The sequence below is a fragment of the Sphingobium herbicidovorans genome, from assembly GCF_002080435.1.
GTDB lineage: Bacteria > Pseudomonadota > Alphaproteobacteria > Sphingomonadales > Sphingomonadaceae > Sphingobium > Sphingobium herbicidovorans.
The window spans coordinates 1,873,719-1,893,194 of record NZ_CP020538.1 but is presented as its reverse complement, the minus strand read 5'-3'; the positions used below and the strand labels follow the sequence as shown (position 1 = coordinate 1,893,194).

General features: G+C 61.7%; 18 protein-coding genes. 8 read left to right on the top strand and 10 right to left on the bottom strand.

The features are described from left to right. Window positions 1-8 precede the first annotated feature (8 nt). Window positions 9-1,334, top strand: a complete 1,326-nt coding sequence (locus tag B6S01_RS09170; protein ID WP_037469091.1) for a cystathionine gamma-synthase family protein — start codon at window positions 9-11, stop codon at window positions 1,332-1,334. A 128-nt stretch (window positions 1,335-1,462) separates the two neighbouring features. On the opposite strand, the gene B6S01_RS09165 is transcribed toward B6S01_RS09170, so the two are convergent. Beyond that, a complete protein-coding gene (locus tag B6S01_RS09165; protein ID WP_037469089.1) occupies window positions 1,463-2,137 on the bottom strand; it encodes an HAD family hydrolase in 675 nt (224 codons plus the stop codon). A gap of 98 nt (window positions 2,138-2,235) precedes the next feature. Between B6S01_RS09165 and B6S01_RS09160 the strand changes: the two genes are divergently transcribed. Genes B6S01_RS09160 through B6S01_RS09145 form a run of 4 tightly spaced genes read left to right on the top strand, consistent with a single transcriptional unit; the run spans window position 2,236 to window position 5,809 of the window. Then, complete coding sequence (locus B6S01_RS09160; protein WP_037469087.1) at window positions 2,236-3,345, top strand: MlaE family lipid ABC transporter permease subunit; 1,110 nt, start codon at window positions 2,236-2,238, stop codon at window positions 3,343-3,345. Then, a complete protein-coding gene (locus tag B6S01_RS09155) occupies window positions 3,345-4,217 on the top strand; it encodes an ABC transporter ATP-binding protein (RefSeq protein WP_037469085.1) in 873 nt (290 codons plus the stop codon). The genes B6S01_RS09160 and B6S01_RS09155 overlap by 1 nt, the downstream gene beginning before the upstream one ends. Before the next feature lie 3 nt (window positions 4,218-4,220). Then, complete coding sequence (locus B6S01_RS09150; RefSeq protein WP_037469083.1) at window positions 4,221-5,183, top strand: MlaD family protein; 963 nt, start codon at window positions 4,221-4,223, stop codon at window positions 5,181-5,183. A 14-nt stretch (window positions 5,184-5,197) separates the two neighbouring features. Next, entirely contained in the window at window positions 5,198-5,809 is a 612-nt protein-coding gene (locus B6S01_RS09145) for an ABC-type transport auxiliary lipoprotein family protein (RefSeq protein WP_037469081.1), read from the top strand. A gap of 60 nt (window positions 5,810-5,869) precedes the next feature. Here B6S01_RS09145 and pepN read toward each other — a convergent pair whose 3' ends face one another. The 7 genes from pepN to B6S01_RS09110 form a co-directional block, all read right to left on the bottom strand. Continuing rightward, window positions 5,870-8,470: an aminopeptidase N gene (pepN, locus tag B6S01_RS09140; RefSeq protein ID WP_037469079.1), complete on the bottom strand. Its 2,601-nt coding sequence runs from the start codon at window positions 8,468-8,470 to the stop codon at window positions 5,870-5,872. A 75-nt stretch (window positions 8,471-8,545) separates the two neighbouring features. Next, window positions 8,546-9,472, bottom strand: a complete 927-nt coding sequence (locus tag B6S01_RS09135; protein ID WP_037469077.1) for a ParB/RepB/Spo0J family partition protein — start codon at window positions 9,470-9,472, stop codon at window positions 8,546-8,548. Further along, on the bottom strand, window positions 9,469-10,251 hold the full coding sequence (locus B6S01_RS09130) for a ParA family protein (protein ID WP_037469075.1): 783 nt from the start codon (window positions 10,249-10,251) through the stop codon (window positions 9,469-9,471). The genes B6S01_RS09135 and B6S01_RS09130 overlap by 4 nt, the downstream gene beginning before the upstream one ends. Continuing rightward, window positions 10,248-10,892 carry a 16S rRNA (guanine(527)-N(7))-methyltransferase RsmG gene (gene rsmG / locus B6S01_RS09125; RefSeq protein ID WP_037469073.1) on the bottom strand — a complete coding sequence of 215 codons (645 nt, stop codon included), beginning with the start codon at window positions 10,890-10,892 and terminating at the stop codon, window positions 10,248-10,250. Before rsmG ends, B6S01_RS09130 begins: the two co-directional genes overlap by 4 nt. Beyond that, the gene (gene mnmG, locus B6S01_RS09120) at window positions 10,889-12,739 is read right to left on the bottom strand and encodes a tRNA uridine-5-carboxymethylaminomethyl(34) synthesis enzyme MnmG (RefSeq protein ID WP_037469072.1); all 1,851 of its coding nucleotides are present in this window, start codon (window positions 12,737-12,739) and stop codon (window positions 10,889-10,891) included. The genes rsmG and mnmG overlap by 4 nt, the downstream gene beginning before the upstream one ends. Window positions 12,740-12,797: 58 nt before the next feature. Further along, window positions 12,798-14,075 carry a tRNA uridine-5-carboxymethylaminomethyl(34) synthesis GTPase MnmE gene (mnmE, locus tag B6S01_RS09115; RefSeq protein WP_037469193.1) on the bottom strand — a complete coding sequence of 426 codons (1,278 nt, stop codon included), beginning with the start codon at window positions 14,073-14,075 and terminating at the stop codon, window positions 12,798-12,800. A 7-nt stretch (window positions 14,076-14,082) separates the two neighbouring features. Then, window positions 14,083-14,337: a DUF6489 family protein gene (locus B6S01_RS09110; protein WP_037469069.1), complete on the bottom strand. Its 255-nt coding sequence runs from the start codon at window positions 14,335-14,337 to the stop codon at window positions 14,083-14,085. Between the two features lie 151 nt (window positions 14,338-14,488). On the opposite strand from B6S01_RS09110, the gene B6S01_RS09105 reads away from it, so the two are divergent. Together B6S01_RS09105 and B6S01_RS09100 are read left to right on the top strand one after the other, a co-directional pair. After that, the gene (locus B6S01_RS09105) at window positions 14,489-15,187 is read left to right on the top strand and encodes a dienelactone hydrolase family protein (RefSeq protein ID WP_037469192.1); all 699 of its coding nucleotides are present in this window, start codon (window positions 14,489-14,491) and stop codon (window positions 15,185-15,187) included. A 15-nt stretch (window positions 15,188-15,202) separates the two neighbouring features. Continuing rightward, the gene (locus B6S01_RS09100; protein ID WP_231568088.1) at window positions 15,203-16,171 is read left to right on the top strand and encodes a quinone oxidoreductase family protein; all 969 of its coding nucleotides are present in this window, start codon (window positions 15,203-15,205) and stop codon (window positions 16,169-16,171) included. A 123-nt stretch (window positions 16,172-16,294) separates the two neighbouring features. Here the strand turns inward: B6S01_RS09100 and B6S01_RS09095 are convergent, their stop codons facing one another. Together B6S01_RS09095 and rho are read right to left on the bottom strand one after the other, a co-directional pair. Beyond that, window positions 16,295-17,017, bottom strand: a complete 723-nt coding sequence (locus tag B6S01_RS09095) for a YjbE family putative metal transport protein (RefSeq protein ID WP_037469066.1) — start codon at window positions 17,015-17,017, stop codon at window positions 16,295-16,297. A 22-nt stretch (window positions 17,018-17,039) separates the two neighbouring features. After that, window positions 17,040-18,296 (bottom strand): transcription termination factor Rho, encoded by a 1,257-nt coding sequence (rho, locus tag B6S01_RS09090; protein ID WP_037469064.1) that lies wholly within the window; start codon window positions 18,294-18,296, stop codon window positions 17,040-17,042. A 215-nt stretch (window positions 18,297-18,511) separates the two neighbouring features. Between rho and B6S01_RS09085 the strand changes: the two genes are divergently transcribed. Continuing rightward, window positions 18,512-19,468 carry a retroviral-like aspartic protease family protein gene (locus B6S01_RS09085; RefSeq protein ID WP_037469063.1) on the top strand — a complete coding sequence of 319 codons (957 nt, stop codon included), beginning with the start codon at window positions 18,512-18,514 and terminating at the stop codon, window positions 19,466-19,468. Window positions 19,469-19,476 lie beyond the last annotated feature (8 nt).

Below are 19,476 nucleotides of genomic sequence, written 5' to 3'. Positions count from 1 at the left end.
GAAAAGCGATGACCGGCGAAACCGAGGCCGATCTGACGGGCGCGCAAGCCCCACGCAACCGCCGCCGCCCCAAAGCCGCCATCATGGAGATTGGCGGCCGCAAGCTGAAGCCCGCGACGCTGATGATGGGTCATGGCTATGATCCCACCCTGTCCGAAGGATCATTGAAGCCGCCCATCTTCCTGACCTCCACCTTCGCGTTCGAAAGCGCGGCCGCGGGCAAGCGCCATTTCGAAGGCGTGACGGGCATTCGGCCGGGCGGCGCAGAGGGCCTTGTCTACTCCCGTTTCAACGGCCCCAATCAGGAAATCGCCGAAGACCGGCTGGCGGTCTGGGAAGAAGCCGAAGACGCGTTGCTCTTTTCCAGCGGCATGTCCGCCATAGCCACGACGCTGCTGGCCCTTGTGCAGCCTGGCGACGTCATCGTTCATTCCGCTCCGCTCTATGCCGCGACCGAATCGCTGATCGGCCGCATTCTGGGCAAGTTTGGGGTACAATGGCTCGATTTCCCGGCGGGCGCGACCGAAGAAGATATTGGCGCGGTCATCGAAAAGGCCAAGGCGCTGGGCCGCGTAGCGCTTATCTATCTGGAAAGCCCGGCCAACCCGACCAACGTGCTGGTCGATGTGGAGGCGGTGGTGGCGCGGCGCGATCAGCTGTTCGCCGGCGAGGCGCATATTCCGCCGGTCGCGATCGACAACACCTTCCTCGGCCCGCTCTGGCACCATCCCCTTGCCCATGGCGCCGATCTGGTCATCTACAGCCTGACCAAATATGCGGGCGGCCACAGCGATCTGGTTGCGGGCGGCGTGCTCGGGCCTAACGGCCTGATCAATACGATCCGGTCGATGCGCAACACGATCGGCACGATCCTGGACCCGCACAGCGCATGGATGCTTCTGCGCAGCCTGGAAACGCTGGAATTGCGGATGACCCGTGCGGGAGAAAACGCCGCGAAGGTCTGCGCCTGGCTGAAGGAGCAGCCGCAGGTCGAAAAGGTCGTCTATCTCGGCTTCCCGGAGACTGAGCGGCAGGCGGACATATACCGGCGGCATTGCACCGGCGCGGGATCGACCTTCTCGCTGTACCTCAAGGGCGGCGAGGCGGAGGCCTTCGCCTTTCTCGACGCATTGAAGATCGCCAAGCTCGCCGTCAGCCTGGGCGGCACGGAGACACTTGCCAGCCACCCGGCGGCGATGACGCATCTTTCCGTCCCGGCCGATCGCAAAAAGGCCCTCGCGATCAACGACAACATGGTCCGCATCTCCATCGGCTGCGAGGATGCCGACGACCTGATCGCCGACTTTGCCCAAGCGTTGCAGGCGGTGGGATAAGCCCGAAACGCCTCATTATCCTGATCGGCCAGCCGCTGCTGGCCAATCTCGACGCGTTCTTCGCCGGGCAGCCGCTATTGTCGCCTGTGAGGCATCAGCCAATGCCAACGCGGAAAGCTAAAGCGGCTTTAGCGCCAATCCACCCGCGTCCAACCACGCTGAGCCGCCAGCCGCGCCAGCGGTTTGTGGGGGTTGGAAGCAAAGGGCATATCCGCAAACTCCAGCATCGGCGCGTCCGATACATGGTCGGAATAGGCGCGGATCTGCGCCTGGCTGCGGTCGATCGCCTCGGCCGCCATCCATGCCTTGATCATCCGCAGCTTGCCTGTGTCATAGCAATTCTCGCCCGCGATCTTGGCGCGCACATAGCGCAGGTCCTGGCTGAGATGATCGGTGGCGATCACCGCGTCAAATCCCAGCCGCCGCGCGATCGGCTCGACGTAAAGGCGATAGGATGCCGTAGCGAGCACCAGCCGGTAGCCGTCGGCCTTGTCGCGCGCGATCTGGTCGAGCGCCCCGGCGCGAATATTGCTCTCCACGACTTTTGCCGCATAGCTTTCGACATGCGGCATCAGCTTCGCCCGCTCAACATGATAACCGATCATCAGCGCCTGGTTTAGTTCCTTCAGACGCTGGCGGCTGATCAGCTTGAGCACATAGGCCAGCATCAACAGGATCACGCCGGGAAACAGGATCAGTCGCCACGGCGCCATGACCCGCGCCACGTGGATCAGAAAGCCGGTATAGGTGCCTGAAAAGGTTACCGTGCGGTCCATATCGTAGATTGCCAGCCGGTGCGTCATGCCGTTTCCGAAACTTTTGGAGCCTGCTATCGTTCTATCGTGCGGATGGGCCGTTTCGGCTTGCCGTGCAACCGATAATGGACCAGTAAACCGCCTTGATGAATAAAGCCGCCGATCTTGTCGAAGAAACGCGCGATGGCGGTACTGTCATTCGTATTCAGGGGCATCTTTCGATTGCATGCCTGCATGATCTGCCCGCGCGGCTGGACGCCGTAACAGGGCCGGTCGCGGCCATCGACCTGTCCGGTGTCGATCATATGGACACGATCGGCGCCTGGACCGTGCATCGCACCGCCAAGCGGCTGGAATGTGACGTCACCGGGGGAAATGAGGATGCACGACGGCTGATCGACGCGGTCGGCAAGCTCGACGAACCGGTCAGCATCCGGCCCGATCATGCGCCGCCCTGGCAGCGCGTCGTCGGCCAGATCGGCGAGGCCGTCGTCAACGCGGGCTCGACACTGTTCGGCCTCCTGGGATTTTTCGGCAGCACGCTGGTGGCGAGCTGGAACGTCATCCGCCACCCCAGCCGTTTCCGCGTCAATGCGGTGGTTCAGCGGTTCGAGGTGGTCGGCGTATCCGCGCTGGGCATCATCGGCCTCATGAGCTTCCTGATCGGCATCGTCATCGCCCAGCAGGGATCGGTGCAGCTGCGCCAGTTCGGCATGGAAATGCTGACGATCAACCTGGTGGGCCGCCTCACCTTCCGTGAACTGGGCGTGTTGATGACCGCCATCATGGTGGCCGGTCGTTCAGGCTCCGCCTTCGCGGCGCAGCTGGGCACGATGAAGCTTACCGAAGAAATTGACGCCATGCGCACCATCGGCGTTTCCCCGATGGAGGCGCTGGTGCTGCCGCGCACGCTGGCGGTCGTCATCATGATGCCGCTGCTTGGCTTCTATTCCTCTGTCGTGGCGGTGATCGGCGGCGGCTTCCTGTGCGCCGTGGCGCTCGACATCCCGCCCATCACCTTCATCCAGCGATTGCGGGAGGTGGTGCCGATTACCGACCTGTGGGTCGGCCTGCTGAAAGCGCCGGTATTCGGCGTCATCATCGCGCTGTCCGGCTGTTTCCAGGGCATGCAGGTCAAGGGCAATGCCGAGGAAGTCGGGCTGCGGACGACATCCGCCGTGGTTCAGGCGATATTCCTCGTGATCGTCATCGACGCCTTCTTCGCCGTATTCTTCACCTGGGTAGGCTGGAACTGATGTCCGAGGAAGAGGAAGTCGCAGCCGAGGAAGCACGCGTCAACAAGGCCATCGAAGCCAGCGATATCGCCATTTCCGTGCGTGGGCTGAAAAACAGCTTCGGCGATCAGGTCGTGCACGAAAATCTCGATCTGGACGTGCGCAAGGGCGAGATTCTGGGCGTGGTCGGCGGATCGGGCACCGGCAAGTCGGTGCTGATGCGATCGATCATCGGGCTTCAGACCCCCGATGAAGGCGAAGTCCGCGTCTTTGGCGAATCCATGATCGGCCGCCTGGACGATGAGGCCCTGGCGGTGCGCAAGCGCTGGGGCGTGCTGTTTCAGGGAGGCGCGCTGTTCTCGACGCTCACGGTCGCCGAAAATGTCGAAGTGCCGATCCGCGAATATTATCCCAATATCGGGCCACAGCTGCGTGACGAGATCGCCGCCTACAAAATTCGCCTCACTGGCTTGCCCGCTGAAGCCGGTCCCAAATATCCCGCCGAATTGTCGGGCGGCATGAAAAAGCGCGCGGGCCTGGCGCGGGCTCTGGCCCTTGATCCGGACCTGCTGTTCCTGGACGAGCCGACCGCCGGTCTCGATCCGATCGGCGCCGCCGCCTTTGACGATCAGACCCGCAAGCTGCAGGAAACGCTGGGCCTCACCGTATTTCTCATCACCCATGACCTCGACACCCTCTATTCGATCTGCGACCGGGTGGCGGTGCTGGCCGATGGAAAGGTGATCGCCGTAGGGACGATCGACGAGCTGTTGGCGACTGACCACAGCTGGATACAGGAATATTTCAACGGCCCTCGCGGCCGGGCCGCCACTGCGGCGGTGACCCGTGAACGAGAAAAGACGGCCGGACAGCCATCGGACGGAAGGCGATAGGATATGGAAACCCGCTCCAACCATGTGCTGGTGGGCACGGTCACGCTGCTGCTGCTGGCGGCGATCATGATCGCTGCCTTCTGGTTCTCGCGCCTCTCCGAGGGCGACAACATGGAATATGACATCTTCTTCAAACAGTCGGTGAACGGCTTGGCCAAGGGGTCGAGCGTCAACTATTCGGGCGTTCCTTCCGGTCAGGTCGAAAAGATCGAATTGTGGAAGCGTGACCCGAGTTTCGTGAAGGTGCGCATCTCCGTGAGAGAGGGCACCCCCGTTCTGCAGGGCACCACCGCCACCATAGCGGGCGTGGGTTTCACTGGCGTCAGCGAAATCGTGCTGGACGGTGCGGTCAAGGGCGCGCCGCCGATCGGCTGCCCGGAACCGAACCCGCTCACCGCCTGCCCTGATGGCGTGCCCGTCATCCCGACCAAGCCCGGAGCGTTGGGCGAGCTGCTCAACAATGCGCCGCAGCTGCTGGAACGCCTGTCCACGCTGACCGAACGGCTGACGGAACTGCTGAATGACAAGAATCAGCAATCCATCGCTGGCATCCTGACCAATCTCGAACGCGTGTCGGGCGCTCTGGCCGATCGCAGTCCTGAAATCGCCGCCACTCTGGCCGAGGCGCGCATTGCCGTTCAGCGCACCGGCATCGCCGCCGAGCAGATCGGCAAGCTGGCCGCGACCACCGACTCCATGCTGACGGACGAAGGCAAGCCCCTGATGGCGGACCTGCGCAAGAGCGTGCAGTCCGCCACCCGCAGCATCGACACGCTCGACAAGACGATTGCCGAAGCGCAGCCGGGCGTTCGGGCGTTCAGCAACCAGACGATGCCCGAAGTGAACCAGTTGGTCCGCGATCTTCGCGAAATGTCGCGGGCCTTCCGCGGCGTCGCTGAAAAGTTGGACCAGCAGGGCGCGGGATCAATCGTCGGATCACCCAAATTGCCGGATTACAAGCCATGAGAGGGAGCGCGATAATGTTCCACAAGAAACCTGCCGCCATTCCGCTCGCCCTCGCGCTCGCCGCCGCGCTTTCCGGCTGTGTGTCCTTTGGCGGCAAGCCGCCCGAAAAGCTGTTGTCGCTGGACGCCGCGCAGAAGGTCGCGCCAGGCACGCTTCGAAGCGTCTCTGCCGGCAGCACCATCACCGTGGCCGATCCCGAAGCGCCAAAGCTGCTCGACACGGTCCGGGTGCCCGTGCGCACATCACCCACCTCAATCGCCTATGTGACAAAGGTTCAGTGGGCCGACACGCCCCGCCACCTGTTCCAGAAACTATTGTCCGAAACCATCGCGGCCACCAGCAACCGGATCGTGCTCGATCCCGGCCAATATTCAGCTGATGCCGGGCAGCGGCTGATGGGCGAGCTGATAGAATTTGGCCTGGATGAAGCGAGCAACAGCGCGGTCGTCACCTATGACGCCATTCTCGCGGGACCGGGCGGAACGGCCATTTCTCGCCAGCGCTTCACCGCCAGCGTGCCGGTTGGCGCAAAGATCGAAGCAGGCAATGTTGGCGCTCCGCTAAACCAGGCCGCGAACAAGGTCGCCGCCGACGTCGCGGCCTGGCTCGCGTCCACTGGCCGCTAAGCCGATAGTTCCAGCTAACCGGGGGATTTTTGCAATCCCTGCGTGTCGTTCGACGACGCCCTAGTTCAGGCTCTTGCCAACCTGCTCGGCGACGTCCTTCGACAGGCCGGGTTCGGCCAGAATGCGCTGCAATTCCGCACGCATCAGGACAGCTCGGCCTTCGTCAAAACGACGCCAGCGCCCCAGCGGCGGCGCCAGGCGCGCAGCTGTTTGCGGGTTGATCTTGTCGAGCGCGATGATGCAGTCGGCGACCATGCGATATCCCTTGCCCGACTTGTGGTGAAAGGCCCACTGATTGCCCGCGAAGGCGCCAAAGAGCGACCGCACGCGATTGGGATTGGACAGGGTGAAATCCGGATGTCGCGCCAGTTCCTCGACCAGATCGACCGTGTCGGGATGGGAAGCAAACGCCTGCGTCTGGAACCATTTGTCCAGCGTCAGCGCATCGCTGCGATAGCGGTTGTAGAATATGTCCAGCGCAGCTTCCCGTTCGTTGCTGATATTATTGGCCAGCGTAGCCAATGCCGACTGCCGCTCGGTCATATTGTCCGCTTCGTCAAACTGGGAAAAGGCCATTGTCGGCCCATCGTCCGTGCCGGACGCCACCAGATAAAGCAGCGCAATATTACGCAGTTTACGGGCCCCCTTCGCAGCGGGAGACAGCGAGAAGCCATTGGCCTTCATATTGGCATGAATATCCCGCCATAGCGGCTCCAGCTGCTGCCCGATTCGCTGCTGCAATGCGTCTCGCGCAGCATGGATCGCATCCGGGTCCACCTGCGCCATCTGGTCGCCCAGATAAGCCTCACTCGGCAAGCGGATCGCCTCTGCAATGAATGCAGGGTCGAGCTTAGGATCGGTAGCGGTATCGCGGATCGCCGCGACGACTGCGCCCTCATCGATATTCTGCCCGGCGACACGGCCCACCAGCACGTTGACCATCAACTGCTGCATCGCTTCATAGCGGGCGAAAGGATCATCATCATGCGCGGACAGGAAGGCCAGTTCCGTCTGGCTGCGGTCGGCTTCGACGATGACCGGCGCGGAAAAGCCGCGATTGATGGACAGAATGGGCGCGTCCGCAAAGCCGCTGAAAGTAAAGCTCTGCTGCGCTTGCGTCAGCATCAGCAGCGTTTCGCCCCTGTGCCTGCCCACTGCACGATCGAACAATGCGGTACGAAGGGGTATCGCCATCGGCTGCTTGTCCGGCTGGCCCGGCGTCGGCGGGATGCTTTGCTCCAGCAGAAGTTCGACCGTTTGCGCGGCCGGATCATGCCGCAAGGTTGCCCGGACATGGGGCGTCCCCGCCTGTTCGTACCAGCGGCGAAATTGACGAAGGTCGATGCCCCCGCCCTCTTCCATCGCCTTGACGAAGTCCTCGCAGGTCGCCGCTTGCCCATCATGCCGGTCGAAATACAGATCGCTCCCAGCGCGGAAGCGATCTGGACCAAGCATAAGGGCGATCATCCGAATCAACTCCGCGCCCTTGTTGTAGATGGTCGCGGTATAGAAATTGCTGATCTCTATATAGGATTCGGGCCGCACGGGATGCGCCAGCGGGCCTGAGTCCTCCTGAAACTGCGCCGCTCGCAACACACGGACGTCCTCGATCCGCTTGACCGCATGGCTGCCCATATCGGCCGAAAAATTCTGGTCGCGGAAGACAGTGAAGCCTTCCTTCAGGGACAGCTGAAACCAGTCCCGGCACGTGACCCGGTTGCCCGACCAGTTGTGGAAATATTCATGCGCCACAACCGCCTCTACCCCATCGTAATCGATGTCGGTCGCTGTCTCTGGGTCAGCGAGAATATAACGTGAATTGAATATGTTAAGGCCTTTGTTCTCCATCGCGCCAAAGTTGAAATCCGCCACGGCGACGATGTTGAACACATCCAGATCATATTCGCGGCCATAGACCCGCTCGTCCCACGCCATGCTATTTTTCAGCGCCTGCATCGCGTGATCGGTGCGGGGCAGGTCGCCTTCCTTCACCCAGATGCCCAATCTAACCGTGCGCCCACTCATGGTCACGAAGCTGTCGGCTTTGCAGGACAAGTCTCCAGCAACGAGCGCGAAGAGATAGCAAGGCTTGGGAAAGGGATCGTTCCAGCGCGCCCAATGTCGGCCATTGGGCAAGCTGCCCTGTTCGACCGGATCGCCGTTCGACAACAATATCGGATAGCGGGTTTGATCCGCTTCCATGCAAACCGAATAGCGCGACAGAATATCGGGCCGGTCCGGGAAGAAGGTGATGCGGCGAAAACCCTCCGCTTCGCACTGGGTGCAGAGCAAGCCGCCGCTGGCATATAAGCCCATCAGCTTGCTGTTATTCTCGGGAGCAAGCTCAACCAGCGTCTCGATCTGATGCGCGTCGCCCGGCAGCGGGATGACGAGCGCATCGCCCTTCATCATCCATTCGCCGCCTTGCAGCAGACGCCCATCGACCTGCACCTCCATGGGTGAAAGCCCGTCACCATCCAGTATAAGAGGCCGCTCATGAGCGCCGTTACGCGTGACGCTCAAGGTCGCCCGCACCTGCGTAGATGCTGGGTCGAGCGTGAAATCCAGGCTGATTTCGGGAACGAACCAGTCGGGCGGCGAATAATCCTGACGGTGGATGATCGCGGGAGCAGCGGCGTTGGTGGATTGGATGTCGGCCATGGCCGCAACCTAAGAAACCGGCAAACAAAAGGCCAGTGGGCCTCCAATCTTATTACGCAGGACGACCGGCCGCCGTCAGATACGCTCTCCGGAAAGGCGCTGGCAAAGCATGTCCAACTGGTCGAGGGTCGAGTAACGAAGCGTCAGGGTGCCAGCAGGGCCGCCGCCGTGGCTGATGTCCACCTTAACGCCCAGAATGTCGGCAAGGTGCTGTTCCAGCGCGACTATGTCGGCATCCCTGACTTCCGGAGCGGCTCCGACGCGACTGCGCGGACTGGCGGCCTCTCCATTTTTGGCGCGACGCACCAGATTTTCGGTATCGCGTACCGAAAGCCCCTTGGCTTCCACTGTTCGGGCCAACGCTTCGCAATCTGGCGCGCCGATCAGGGCGCGTGCATGGCCCATGGACAGCTTCTGCTCGACGACCTGCTGCTGCACCGATCCGGGCAGGTCTAGCAGGCGGATAAGATTGGCGATGTGGCTGCGGGATTTGCCGACCAGTCGGCCCAATGCTTCCTGGCTATGGTTGAAATCGGCGATCAGCTTGCGATAGGCCTCCGCCTCCTCGATCGGATTCAGATCCTCCCGCTGGATATTCTCCACCAGCGCGATTTCCAGCGTTTCGGCTTCGTCGAAATCGCGTACGATCGCCGGGATGCGATGCATCTGCGCCCGCTGTGCCGCCCGCCAGCGCCGCTCACCCGCAACAATCTGAAACCCGCCGCCATGCGGACGGACTATGATCGGCTGGATGACCCCGCGCTTGGCTATGCTGTCGGCCAGTTCTGCCAATGCGCCCTCATCAAAATGACGCCGCGGCTGTTCGGGATGCGGCTGGATCAGCGCGACCTCAATGCTCTGGATGGCCTTGGTCGATGCCGATGGCGCGGTCTGCGTTACGGGCTCTTCCCGCGCGACATCCCCCAGAAGGGCTGACAAACCGCGGCCCAGTCCATGCGGACGCTTGGCAACCTTCAGCTTGTCCTCATTGTCGGTGCTCAAGCGGCAACCTCCTGTCGTGGCAATCGGGAAATCAGTTCACGAGCAAGGCGCATATAGGCTTCAGACCCCGAACAACGAAAATCATAAATAAGCGCCGGCACGCCATGACTGGGCGCTTCCGACAATCGTACATTGCGGGGAATCACCGTGGAGAAAACCAGATCCCCCAAACAGGCGCGAACGTCATCCGCCACCTGATCCGTCAGCCGATTACGCCGATCATACATGGTGAGCGCCACGCCCATGATCGACAGACCAGGATTGAACCGGCCTCTTATGCGCTCCACAGTCTGCAAAAGCTGGGACAACCCCTCGAGCGCAAAAAACTCGCACTGCAAGGGCACGAGCAGGAATTGGGCAGCAACCATGGCATTGATGGTCAACAGGCCCAGCGATGGCGGACAGTCGATCAGGCAAATATCCCACCGGCCCGGTTGCGCTTCCGATAACACTCGTTCCAGCCGATGCGTGCGCTCCTCATATTCGATGAGCTCAATCTCAGCGCCTGACAGATCTTGCGTCGCCGGAATGATTTCCAGTTTCGGCACACGGGTCGGAAGCACGGCATCATCCACGCCGCAATTGCCCACCAACAGGTCATAGCTTGACCGGGCCCGATCGGCCTGGTTGACACCTAGGCCGGTAGACGCATTCCCTTGCGGGTCGAGATCGATGAGAAGTACCCGCAGGCCAGTGGCCGCAAGGCCTGTGGCCAGATTTATCGCGGTCGTGGTCTTGCCGACACCACCCTTTTGATTGGCAATGGCGATGCGGATCATCTTCGACCTTTCCTGCCTTTCGGCGTCACACCCCGCGCGACGATGATCGCGCTATCGGGGTCGGTGACACTCCGTTCCACGTGAAACACACCTTGCCATGTCGGCCGCGCCGCCTCCAGTTCAATTTCCGCATTTCGCCCTTTTGGCAGCACCCAAATGGTCTGACCGTTCGACAGATGAAGCGATGAGCTGAACAATCGCGGCAAAGGCGCATATGCACGCGCGCTGATGACAGAGGCCGGCGCCGTCATCTCCGCGCTTTCCACCCGCCCACCGACCACCGTGGCATGCGACAACCCCAACTCGGCGGAGACGTCACTCAAAAACTCGATCCGCTTGCGTCGGGTCTCAATCATGATCATTGGTCGATCGGAAAGGATTGCGAGGACGATGGCGGGCAAGCCCGCGCCAGAGCCGAGGTCAATCCAAGCTCCCTCCCCGGCCTCGCCCGCAAGAGGCAAAAGCTGGGCCGAATCCACGATATGCCGTGCCCAGACATGATTGCGGGTCGATTCCGCAATCAGATTTTGCTCGTCCATCCCGGCCAGCAGCAGAGCGACATATCGCTCCAGCTGCCCCAATGTTTCACGTGAAACAGCCAAGCTATCGACAAGCCACTGCTTCGCTTCATCCTCCGTCATGCCGCGCGCCGGCGTACGTGAACGAGCAATGCAGCCAGGGCGGCAGGCGTGATGCCACGGATGCGCCCAGCCGCAGCGAGCGTATCGGGACGCGCGCGGTCCAGACGCTCAATCATTTCGTTGGAAAGTCCGCCGATCATTGCGAAGTTGAAGTCCGCCGGAATATGCACACGCTCGTTCCTGCGAAGGTCGGCGATCTCAGCTGCCTGTCGTTCCAGATAAGGCGCATAATGCGCGTCCTCCAATATCTCCTCTCGCAGCGCGGGTTCAACAGCCTGCAAGGCCGGTGCGAGCGAGAATAGCAGTTCCCTCGACACCTCAGGAAATCTGGCCCATTCAAAAATTGTGCGTCGCGCACCATCCTGCCGAACAGCCGCCCCCGCTTTCACCATGTCTGACGCCGACAGGAGCCAACCCATCTGCTCGTCCACCGCCCTCCGTTGACCAGCGCGGCGTGCATAGAGATAGGAACGCTCTGGTCCCAAAATGCCATGCTCCTGCCCGACCTTCTCCAACCGGCTGCCTGCATTGTCGGCGCGTAGTCGCAGCCGATATTCAGCCCGGGCGGTCAACATCCGATAAGGTTCGGTGACGCCTTGCAAAACAAGGTCATCAATCATGACCCCGATATAGCTGCTCGCACGGTCAAGGATCAGTGGCTCTTCAACCCGCGCCCTTGCGGCGGCATTCACGCCTGCCACCAACCCTTGGGCAGCGGCCTCTTCATAGCCGGTCGTGCCGTTGATCTGCCCCGCGCAGTAAAGACCCGGCACGTCGCGCATCTCCAAAGTCGCGTCCAGCGCTCGGGGATCAATATGATCATATTCGACCGCATAGCCCGGAACGACAATCTCTGCCCGCTCAAGCCCAGCCATGGACCGTACCATCGCCAGCTGAACATCGGCGGGCAAGGAGGTGCTGATGCCATTGGGGTAAACCAGATGATTGGAAAGCCCTTCCGGCTCCAGGAAAATCTGATGGCCGTCCCGATCGCCAAAGCGAATGACCTTATCTTCGATGGACGGACAGTAGCGGGGACCGCGCCCCTCTATCGCGCCGCTGAACAGCGGCGATCGCCCCAGTCCATCGCGGATGATCGCATGGGTAGTGTCATTGGTGCGGGTAATGGCGCATCGCAATTGCGGCAGCACTCGGCCAGAGGACAGCGCCGACATCGTCCAGTCGCCCTCGTCGGAGGGCTGCTCCTGCAACTGCGCCCAATCGATGGTGCGGCCGTCAAGTCTTGGCGGCGTCCCGGTTTTCAGTCGCCCAATCGGCAAGCCCAGCTGGCGGAGCTGGACACCAAGCGCCGTCGCTGCTCTTTCTCCTGTGCGCCCACCTTCACTTATCTCCTCGCCTCGAAACAACTTGCCGCCGAGAAACGTGCCGGTAGCCAGAACAGCGGCCTTGCAGGACAGAGTGCGGCCATCGCTCAGTTCCAGTCCAGCGACCTCTCCCGCGTGAAGGACCAGGCCAACAGCCTCTCCCTCAACGATTTCCAATCCCGGTTGCGCCGCGATCATGCGGTGAATCGCCATTTTATAATGGGTTCGATCCGCTTGCACTCGCGGACCCTGGACTGCCGACCCCTTGCTACTGTTCAGCATGCGGTAGTGGATAGCGGCCGCATCAGCGGCGCGTGCGATCAGACCGTCAAGCGCATCCACCTCGCACACGAGATGCCCCTTCCCCAGACCGCCTATCGCTGGATTGCAGGACATCGCGCCGACCGTTGATCTGTCGAACGTAAGAAGAGCGACCTTCGCGCCTTTGCGCGCGGCTGCGGCTGCTGCCTCGCAGCCGGCATGCCCGCCGCCTACCACTATAACATCGAAAGCCATCTGCATGCGGCGCCCTTACCAGAGTTGGGCAGGCGCGGTCAAAACTGTTCCACGTGGAACAACTTTATTTGCCGATACAGAATCCCGAAAACAGTCGATCCAACATATCCTCTGTGCTGGCTCGCCCGGTCAGCCGATCAATCGCCGCCCGCGCCTGTCGCAGTTCCTCGGCAATTATCAGCACATCGGCATTTCGCGCCGCAGCATCGATATGCGCCAGTAATGTTGAAACCGCTTCGCGCTGCCTGTCATGCAGGGCATAATCCTGCGCATTGGGCAGCAACCTCGCGGCTTGATCAATCAACAGCGCCGCAAGCTGCTCCATGCCTTCGCCCGTTACGGCGGATACAGCCATGCCCGGGCTTCCCTCCCTCCGATCACATTGCGCGAAGATCAGATGCGCATCCGGTCGGGGGAGCATGTCCGGGTCGCCCAGCCAGAGAATAATATCGGCTGCCTCCAGCGCGGCGCGCGCCCGGTCCATGCCGATTGTTTCAATGGCGTCCGCCGTCTGTTCCCGAAGACCCGCCGTGTCGGTGAAAAGAAACGCGGTCCCACCCAGGGAAGCAGGGACTTCAATCCGGTCCCGCGTGGTCCCCGCAATGTCCGATACGATGGCAGCCTCACGGCCCACGAGCGCATTCAGCAATGTGGATTTGCCCGCATTGGGTGGTCCTGCAAGGACCACTCTGACACCGTCGCGCAACCGTTCCGCACGCGGTGCGTTGAGCGCAGCCCTGACTTCTTCACCCAACTTCAACAATCCGTCCGAGATGCGCATCTCGATCGCTTCATCCGGAACATCATCCTCGTCGGAAAAATCGAGCGCCGCTTCAGCCATGGCCGACAGGTCGAGCAACGCTGTCTGCCATTCGGCTACGCGACGGGAAAAATGCCCCTCCGCCATGAGGAGCGCAGCGCGCCGCTGCTGCTGCGTTTCAGCCGCCAGCAGATCTGAAAGACCCTCAACCTCGTTAAGGTCCATGCGGCCATTTTCAAAGGCGCGGCGCGTAAACTCTCCGGGTTCAGCCCGGCGCAGTCCGTCCAACGAAGACAGTACGGTCTCAATCGCGGCGATCACGGCACGCCCGCCATGACAATGCAGCTCTGCCACATCTTCCCCCGTCGCCGTGCCCGGCCCAGGGAGCCACAACACCAACGCACGGTCGAGCGGTGCGTGGTCCTTCGGGTCGGTCAGCAGGGTCAGGTGGGCGCGGCGGGGCGGCGGTAGCCTCCCGCCCAAGGATTCCAACGCCTTACCTGCCGAAGGACCGCTGATCCTTATGACGCCGATCCCTGCCGGCGGCGCGCCGCTCGACAGGGCGTAAATAGTGTCCGTCACGCGAAGTTCAGGATTTGTCGCCATTCTTCCCGGCGACGCCCGCCAGGCCGATGTCCATCATCTGCCGGAACAGGCGCATCCCCGCATCGCCCATCGGCGAAAAGCTTTTGAACATCGTTTCCATCTGTTCAATGTTCGCCACGCCGTCAAAGCTGTCCAACACCGTCTTGACATATTTGTCATGGATCGGCGTCACATCGGGCAAGCCCAAAAAGGTGCGCGCCTCGGCAGGGGTGCAATCCACATCCACGGTCACTTTCATCGTCGGCACCCTTCTGTTGCAGCCATTACCGCCTCATGCCGTATCATGGGCGACAAACGCAAAAAAAATTTGCGCTCCAGATCGGTTGGCTCTCCCACAGAAGCCGCTTATGCCTGAGAAACAGTGTCATAAAAGCATGGAAGGATTCAGCATGGGAGCATTTACATCCATCAAGCCCCTGGAAGGTGATGGCCAGTTCGACGTTTATATTGCCCGTCCAACGGGAACGCCCCGCGCCGCGATCATCGTCATCCAGGAAATATTCGGCGTCAACGAAGGCATCCGCAGGAAATGCGACCATCTGGCCGAACAGGGCTATCTCGCCCTTTCTCCCGATCTGTTCTGGCGCGATGACGCCCGGGTCGAACTGGACGCCGATGTGCCCGAGGATTTCCAGAAGGCGATCGAATATATGCAGAAGCTGGATCAGGATCGGGCCATCTACGACATCGAAGCGACGATAAAAGCGGCTCGCGCTGAGTTGGGCGGGACTGGCAAGGTCGGGCTTGTGGGCTATTGCCTGGGCGGACGCTTGGCCTTCATGGCCGCCTGCCGGACGGATGGCGACGCCTTCGTCGCCTATTACGGGGTCGGGATCGACAACCTGCTCGGCGAACAACATGCCATCGGTAAGCCGCTGCTGCTCCATATTCCCACAGCTGATGGTTTCGTACCGCCAGAAGTTCAAAAGACGATGCATGAAGGGCTGAAGGACAACCGGCACGTTAGCCTTTATGACTATGAAGGGATGGACCATGGCTTCGCTGCGGAGATGGGCGCTCGCCGGAACGAGGAAGCGGCCCAGCTGGCCGATAAGCGCACCGCCGATTTCTTCGCCACCAACCTCTGACAAGCGACGCCATCGATGAGGCAGGCCTATCGCATGATCGTCCGCACGACTGGCGGACCCGAGGCAATTGAGCGAGAGTTGTTCGATCCCGCTCCCCCGGCCGCAGGCGAAGTGCTGATCGCACAAGATGCGGTGGGCCTGAACTTCATCGATACCTATCACCGCTCAGGGCTTTACCCGGCGCCCCTGCCCCTCACTCTGGGCGTAGAAGGCGCCGGACGGGTCCTGGCGGTAGGCCCTGGCGTCACCAACGTCGCGGTCGGCGACAAGGTGGGAAGCGTGGGGCCGATGGGCGCCTACTCTACTCATCATATCGTCCCGGCCAACCGTGTGATCGCGATCCCGGAGGGCGTGGGGGCCGATGAAGCGGCCGCGATGATGTTGAAGGGCATGACTGCCTGCATCCTGGCGGAAGATGTCGTTACGCTGACGCCCGGCCAGGTGGCTTTGGTCCATGCGGCCGCCGGCGGCGTCGGATCTGCGCTGGCGCCCTGGTTGCGCGACAAGGGCGTGATCGTCATCGCCCATAGCGGGTCGGCGGAAAAGGCAGCCAGCGTGACAGCTGACCACAGCCTGCATGGCCCCTTTTCCGAACTGGCTGAGCAGGTGCGCGCGCTTACGTCCGGCCGCGGCGCGGATATTGTCTTTGACGGCGTTGGAAAGGATAGCTGGAGCGCGTCCATCGCATCGCTCAAGCGCCGTGGCATGATGGTGAGCTATGGCAACGCCTCTGGCCCAGTCCCGCCCATATCCCTGCTGGAGTTGAGCCGCGCTGGTTCCCTGTTCGTCACCCGACCGACTTTATTCGATTATATCGTCACGCGCGAAGAACTGGACAATGTGTCGGCACGCCTGTTCGATCGCATGCAGCGCGGCGTTGTTCGCGCAGCCATAGGCCAGCGCTTCGCCCTTGCCGATGCCGCCGAAGCGCACCGCAAGCTGGAAGCCCGGCAGACTGTGGGCAGTACGCTGTTGCTGCCCTGACTGGCTGAACAGCTGATCTTAAGGTGAAGCGCCGCAAGGCTGAACGCGCTCCGCGAATGCTGGCACATATCAGGCGGAGGAAAGAGGCGGGCGGACGACCAAATAGCCGCCCGCCCCGCACCCTCAGGTCAGCAGGGTCAATATGCCGACATTATGATCGACAATGCCTTCATAGATCATCTTGACCGCAACATAGACGATCACGACCAGGCCGATATAGGCGATCCAGCGGAAGCGCTCGATATATTTGGCGATGATATTGGCCGCCACGCCCATCAGGGCGACCGACAGGATCAGGCCGATGATCAGGATGCCCGGATGATCACGGGCCGCGCCCGCGACGGCCAGCACATTATCCAGGCTCATCGACACATCTGCAACCGCGACCGCCCAGGCCGCCGCCGCAAAGCTCTTTGCGGGACGCAGGCCGGAAATATCATCGTCGCTGGTGTCGTCTGGCGTGTCCGCACCCCGTTTGGGATGCAGTTCGCGCCACATCTTCCAGCTGACCCACAGGAGCAGCAATCCGCCCGCCAGAATCAGGCCGACGATCTGCATCAGCTGCGTCACGACCAGCGCAAAACCGATACGCAGGACGAGCGCGGCTATGATGCCGATCAGGATCACGCGCTGGCGTTGCTGCGGCGGGAGGCCGGCGGCAAGCGCGCCTACGACAATGGCATTGTCACCCGCCAGCAGCACGTCGATCATCAGCACCTGGCCAAAAGCGGCCAGCGCCGCCGGAGAACCGATGTTGCTGAAATCGTTGACGATATGTCCCCAGATATCTGCGGGGGAACCCAGGCCCTGCGCGGCGGCAGCGGCAGTCGTGATCAGGTCGAGCATGGCGGCCTAACGAAGCTCCGGCTTACTGGTTCATCGAATCGAAGAAGTCTTCGTTCGTCTTGGAATCCTTCATCTTGTCGAGCAGGAATTCCATGGCATCGACCGTGCCCATCTGCATCAGGATACGGCGCAGGACCCACATCTTGCTGAGCTTGGCCTTGTCAACCAGCAGCTCTTCCTTGCGGGTGCCCGACTTGCCGACGTCCAGCGCCGGGAAGATGCGCTTGTCCGCGACCTTGCGGTCGAGGACGATTTCCGAATTGCCGGTGCCCTTGAACTCTTCGAAGATGACTTCGTCCATGCGGCTGCCGGTGTCGATCAGAGCCGTGGCGATGATGGACAGCGAGCCGCCCTCCTCGATATTACGCGCGGCGCCGAAGAAACGCTTGGGGCGTTGCAGGGCGTTGGCATCGACACCGCCGGTCAGCACCTTGCCGGAGCTTGGAACCACAGTGTTATAGGCGCGGCCCAGGCGGGTGATCGAATCGAGCAGGATCACCACATCCTTCTTATGTTCCACGAGGCGCTTGGCCTTTTCGATGACCATTTCGGCGACCTGGACGTGGCGCGAGGCGGGTTCGTCGAAGGTGGAGGACACGACCTCGCCCTTCACGCTGCGCTGCATGTCGGTCACTTCCTCGGGCCGCTCGTCGATCAACAGCACGATCAGGAAGACTTCGGGATGGTTGTCGGTGATCGCCTTGGCGATATTCTGCAGCAGCACCGTTTTACCGGTACGCGGCGGTGCGACGATCAGCGCGCGCTGGCCCTTGCCCTGCGGCGACACGATGTCGATGACGCGCGCCGACTTGTCCTTGACGGTCGGGTCGAGCGAGTCGAGCACCAGCTTCTGGGTCGGATAGAGCGGCGTCAGATTATCGAAATTGACGCGGTGGCGCACAACATCGGGATCGTCGAAGTTTACCGACATCAGCTTGGTCAGCGCGAAATAACGCTCGCCGTCCTTGGGCGCGCGGATTTCGCCTTCCACCGTGTCGCCGGTGCGCAGGCCGAATTTGCGGACCTGGTTGGGCGAAACATAGATATCGTCGGGACCGGCGAGGAAATTCGCTTCCGGGCTGCGCAGGAAGCCAAAGCCGTCCGTCAGCACCTCAATGGTGCCCTCACCCATGATCTGCTCACCATTCTCTGCCTCGGCCTTGAGGATCGCGAACAGCAAATCCTGCTTACGCAGGGTCGATGCGCCTTCGACGCCCAGCTCTTCCGCCATGGTGACGAGGTCGGCTGGTGATTTCTTCTTGAGGTCCTTGAGGTGCATTCGACTAGAGTCCGATGGAGAGAGATGAGGAAGGAAAATTCGAAAATCAGGGAAATCTGCCCGGTTAGGAAAACACGGGACTCCGGCGCTGGACGGCCAGGATAGATTGTCCGCGTTTAGCGATCAGACTACCCCCAAGTCAAGGCGCATCGGTTGCATCGATAGGCCCAGCGCCGCCTTCATGGTACAAGAAACAAAATAGGAGAGGTGAGGGCATGAGACCGTTGCATCTCGTCCCCGCGATTGCCGCCATCACATTCGGCCTCTCCGCAGCGGCCCAACCGACCGCGCCCGCCGTTCCGCTCGCCGATCCGCCAGCAGTGGTGCGCACGGTCACCGCGGCGGACGACCGCGTGTCGATCCCGATCCATATCGGCGGCAAGGGCCCGTGGAACTTCATTGTCGATACCGGGTCGCAGCGCACCGTCATTTCCCGCGACCTCGCCGAACGCCTCGCCCTTCCCTACCAACGGGCGGTGACGATCATCAGCATGGCGGGCCGCAGCGAGGCGCGGACCGTCGCCCTCCCCCGCCTGGGCTATGGGCATGAAACGGTCGACGACATAGAGGCGCCAGTGCTGGAGGCGGACCATCTCGGCGCCGCCGGATTGCTTGGCCTGGACAGCCTGCATGCCAAACGCCTGCTGCTGAATTTTCGCACGGGCCGCATGGAAATTGGCGCCAGCCGCCCTGCATGGCGCGACCCTGACGCGATCATCGTGGAAGCGCGCCGCCGCAAGGGACAGCTTATCCTGCTGCATTCCGATGCCAATGGGCTGAAGGTCAACATCATCCTCGACACCGGCACGCATTTAAGCGTCGGGAATCTGGCGCTCCGCGACAAGCTGATCCGCAAGAAGCGCGCGCCCATAATGAGCGATGTCAGCCTGATCAGCGTAACCGGGGAGACATTGACCGGAAAGCTGGGCCAAATCGGCAGGATTCGCATGGGTCCGATTGCCTTGACCAACCTGCCGGTCATGTTCGCGGATGCCCCACCCTTCCGGGAACTGGGCCTTCAGGACAAACCGACGCTGCTGCTCGGCATCCAGGCGCTCAAGATGTTCGACCGCGTCGCCATCGACTTTGGCCGGGGCAGGATAGATTTCCTGATGCCCGACGGCAGCGCGCTCGATCTGCGGCGCTTTGCCGCCGCGCCCCGCCAGGGCTGAATGGTCAC

Excerpts from the sequence above, each read along its gene's own strand:
- B6S01_RS09085 (WP_037469063.1), top strand. The coding sequence starts at position 18,512 with ATGAGACCGTTGCATCTCGTCCCCGCGATTGCCGCCATCACATTCGGC.
- B6S01_RS09165 (WP_037469089.1), bottom strand. The coding sequence starts at position 2,137 with ATGACGCACCGGCTGGCAATCTACGATATGGACCGCACGGTAACCTTT.
- B6S01_RS09110 (WP_037469069.1), bottom strand. The coding sequence starts at position 14,337 with ATGAAAGTGACCGTGGATGTGGATTGCACCCCTGCCGAGGCGCGCACC.
- rsmG (WP_037469073.1), bottom strand. The coding sequence starts at position 10,892 with ATGACGGAGGATGAAGCGAAGCAGTGGCTTGTCGATAGCTTGGCTGTT.
- B6S01_RS09105 (WP_037469192.1), top strand. The coding sequence starts at position 14,489 with ATGGGAGCATTTACATCCATCAAGCCCCTGGAAGGTGATGGCCAGTTC.
- B6S01_RS09095 (WP_037469066.1), bottom strand. The coding sequence starts at position 17,017 with ATGCTCGACCTGATCACGACTGCCGCTGCCGCCGCGCAGGGCCTGGGT.
- B6S01_RS09145 (WP_037469081.1), top strand. The coding sequence starts at position 5,198 with ATGTTCCACAAGAAACCTGCCGCCATTCCGCTCGCCCTCGCGCTCGCC.
- B6S01_RS09155 (WP_037469085.1), top strand. The coding sequence starts at position 3,345 with ATGTCCGAGGAAGAGGAAGTCGCAGCCGAGGAAGCACGCGTCAACAAG.
- rho (WP_037469064.1), bottom strand. The coding sequence starts at position 18,296 with ATGCACCTCAAGGACCTCAAGAAGAAATCACCAGCCGACCTCGTCACC.
- pepN (WP_037469079.1), bottom strand. The coding sequence starts at position 8,470 with ATGGCCGACATCCAATCCACCAACGCCGCTGCTCCCGCGATCATCCAC.
- B6S01_RS09160 (WP_037469087.1), top strand. The coding sequence starts at position 2,236 with ATGAATAAAGCCGCCGATCTTGTCGAAGAAACGCGCGATGGCGGTACT.
- B6S01_RS09170 (WP_037469091.1), top strand. The coding sequence starts at position 9 with ATGACCGGCGAAACCGAGGCCGATCTGACGGGCGCGCAAGCCCCACGC.
- B6S01_RS09130 (WP_037469075.1), bottom strand. The coding sequence starts at position 10,251 with ATGATCCGCATCGCCATTGCCAATCAAAAGGGTGGTGTCGGCAAGACC.
- B6S01_RS09100 (WP_231568088.1), top strand. The coding sequence starts at position 15,203 with ATGAGGCAGGCCTATCGCATGATCGTCCGCACGACTGGCGGACCCGAG.
- B6S01_RS09150 (WP_037469083.1), top strand. The coding sequence starts at position 4,221 with ATGGAAACCCGCTCCAACCATGTGCTGGTGGGCACGGTCACGCTGCTG.
- mnmG (WP_037469072.1), bottom strand. The coding sequence starts at position 12,739 with ATGCAGATGGCTTTCGATGTTATAGTGGTAGGCGGCGGGCATGCCGGC.